Genomic DNA, 2617 nt, shown 5'->3' on the forward strand with positions numbered 1-2617 from the left:
CGCATTCGGCGATGTCGCCGAGATCTGTCCCGTTTCGTTCGGCATCGACCCGGTCTGGTACGCCATAGATCGCACACCGGTCGCCAATCATCCCAAGCGCTGGATTGTGGTTGCGCGTCTTACCATGGACAAGCTCGGGCCGCTGTTTGACTGGTCATACCCGCTCTTCAAGGACGGTGCGCGTGAACTGCACTTGTTCGGGCCCATGGAGCAGGACATCGCTGTGCCCGATTGGGTGCACTACCACGGCCCCGCCGCGCCGGCGCAATTGGCCGAAGAATGGTTTCCTCACGCTTGCGGACTGGTAACGTTGAGCCGCCACGCCGAAGGACGGCCACAGGTGATGCTGGAAGCCATGGCTGCAGGCCTGCCGATCATTGCCTCCCGTATGCCGGCGCATGCCACCGTCGTCGTCGACGGCGAGACAGGCCTGCTGTGCGACTCCGAGGAAACCTACGGCAAAGCACTGAGTATGCTGGAGGACGAGGCCATCAATCGTTGCTTCGGGGAAGCTGCGCGCCGTCGTGTGACCGAGGAACTCGGTACGTGGGACGACTGCGCAAATCGTTATCGGCGCATCTATACGCGCCTGCTTGAGGGAAGGAAAGATGACTAAGGCGGTACTCATTCTCGGCGGAGGCGGTTTTGTCGGGCGCAGCCTGACACGAACCTTGGCCCTGAAGGGCAAGCCGGTCATCACCGTCAACCGCAGCACGCCGGGATTCAAGCATCCCCTGGTTGAATCGGTAGTCGGCGAATTCCGGGAACCGGAAGCTTTCACCTCTTTGCTCACACGTAGCCATACCGTCGTGCATCTTGCTTCGACATCCACGCCGGGCACGTCCGCGGCGCAGCCGCTGCAGGAGGTGAATACCAACCTGTACGTTACCGCTTCCTTGCTGCAGGCACTCCAGAATCACCCTGGCGTGGAGCTTTTGTACATGTCTTCCGGAGGTTCGCTCTACGCGGATGCCTCCGGTTTGGCATCCGACGAAAGCGCTCGTGTCCACCCGCGCTCGTATCACGGCGCAGCCAAGCTCGCTTCGGAACACCTCATCTCTGCCTGGTGCGACCAGTTTGACGGCAAGGCCACCATCCTGCGCCCTTCGAACATCTATGGGCCGGGTCAGCCCGAACGCCCCGGCTTCGGCGTCATTCCGGCCGCCTTCGGCAAAATTCTGCGCAACGAGACACTCCACGTATGGGGCGACGGATCTGTCCGTCGCGACTATGTCTATATCGACGACCTGGTCCGACTCTGCACCATGATTCTCGATACCCCCATGCCCAAAGGTACGAGGATCTTCAATGTCTGCAGCGGCACCAGCATCAGCCTCAACGAGCTCTTCGACGTCATGGAAGCGGCTACGGGCAAGCCATTGCATCGAAGCTACGATGCCAGCAGGGCTGTAGACGCATCGTGCATCGCCATGGACGCTGCACATGCGGCAAAAGTCTACGGCTGGCGCCATCAGACGTCCCTGAAAGAAGGCCTGACACAGACATGGGAGTGGTTCAGCCGTGCCATGTCCTGACATGGCACGCATCATCGGGAGCGGATACCTCCTCGTGAACGCCTCGCACGGGAACAAACTTCCGTGCCGTCGCTTGGGTGAGCAGTCACCGCCCTTGCCATGCGCACGCCGGAACACGCGGCCGCACGCTGCGGGACGCAATCCTGCCAGACCCTCAGCGGCACGGCACAAGGAATTTGCAAAAGGCATATGCCGAGCATGAAGCGAATACTGAAAGGCCTTGGCCTCCTGCTGGCAGTCGTGGCCGGCGGCTATTTCGTGGTCTATGCGCATCGCGCCTTGGCTGGCAAGGATCTATCCGCGCTGCTCGACAGTAGGGTACTTGTTGCTACGGGTTGCCTTACCCTGCTCTACACCCTGTCCATTCTGACAACGGCTCTCGCTTGGGCCAGGCTGTTGCGAGCCATGCACCAGCCTGCCGGGCTTGCACGCCTGCTACCTATCCTGGCCACCACTCAGTTCGGCAAATACCTCCCTGGCAATGTAGCCCAGCACATCGGACGCATCGCATTGGCACGCGGCATGGGCGTGCAGATGTCGCCGGCACTTCTCTCCGTAGCCTACGAACTCCTGCTGGCGCTGGTCGCCAGCGCGCACATTGGCGCGCTCACCCTGCTGTGGGCACCTCCAGCTGCGCTGCTACAGCTGCAAATAACCCAGTACAGGGTGCCGTTGCTGATTGTGGTGACTTTAGGTGCACTGGCCGCATTGCTGCTTGCGCCGCGCATTGCCATTTGGGTGACCCGCTTGCGAAGCCCCGCACCCAAAGAAGTCATAGCCGCGCCGGCAAGATTACACCTCGATCCGGCAACGGTCGGTAGCTGCTACGCGCTGTATGCGAGCAGTTTCGTCATGATTGGCTATGGCCTCTGGCTGGTTGCCGGTTCGTTGACGCCCGCGGGCGTATTGGTGCCGGGCCCCGTGTTCTTCATCGGCGCATTCGCCAGCAGCTGGATCCTCGGCTTTGTCGCCCCCGGTGCACCGGCCGGCCTCGGTATCCGAGAAGCCATGTTGAGCGCCTGGCTCAGCGGGGTGCTGCCCCCCGTGGAAGTGGTCCTGCTTGTTGTCGCACTGCGCATAGC

Annotated in this window: 3 protein-coding genes; all 3 read left to right on the plus strand. The window is 61.6% G+C overall.

The window, feature by feature from the left end; all coding sequences use genetic code 11:
* The coding region (locus tag VF436_RS08095) for a glycosyltransferase (protein ID WP_330903499.1) at nucleotides 1-616 on the plus strand (616 nt) is incomplete at its 5' end.
* Nucleotides 609-1535 carry an NAD-dependent epimerase/dehydratase family protein gene (locus VF436_RS08100; RefSeq protein ID WP_330903500.1) on the plus strand — a complete coding sequence of 309 codons (927 nt, stop codon included), beginning with the start codon at nucleotides 609-611 and terminating at the stop codon, nucleotides 1533-1535. The genes VF436_RS08095 and VF436_RS08100, both read left to right, overlap by 8 nt.
* 198 nt (nucleotides 1536-1733) lie before the next feature.
* A partial coding sequence (locus tag VF436_RS08105) for a lysylphosphatidylglycerol synthase domain-containing protein (RefSeq protein ID WP_330903501.1) occupies nucleotides 1734-2617 on the plus strand: 884 nt, incomplete at its 3' end.

Origin of the sequence: Dyella sp. (genome assembly GCF_036384435.1) — a bacterium.
GTDB lineage: Bacteria > Pseudomonadota > Gammaproteobacteria > Xanthomonadales > Rhodanobacteraceae > GSA-30.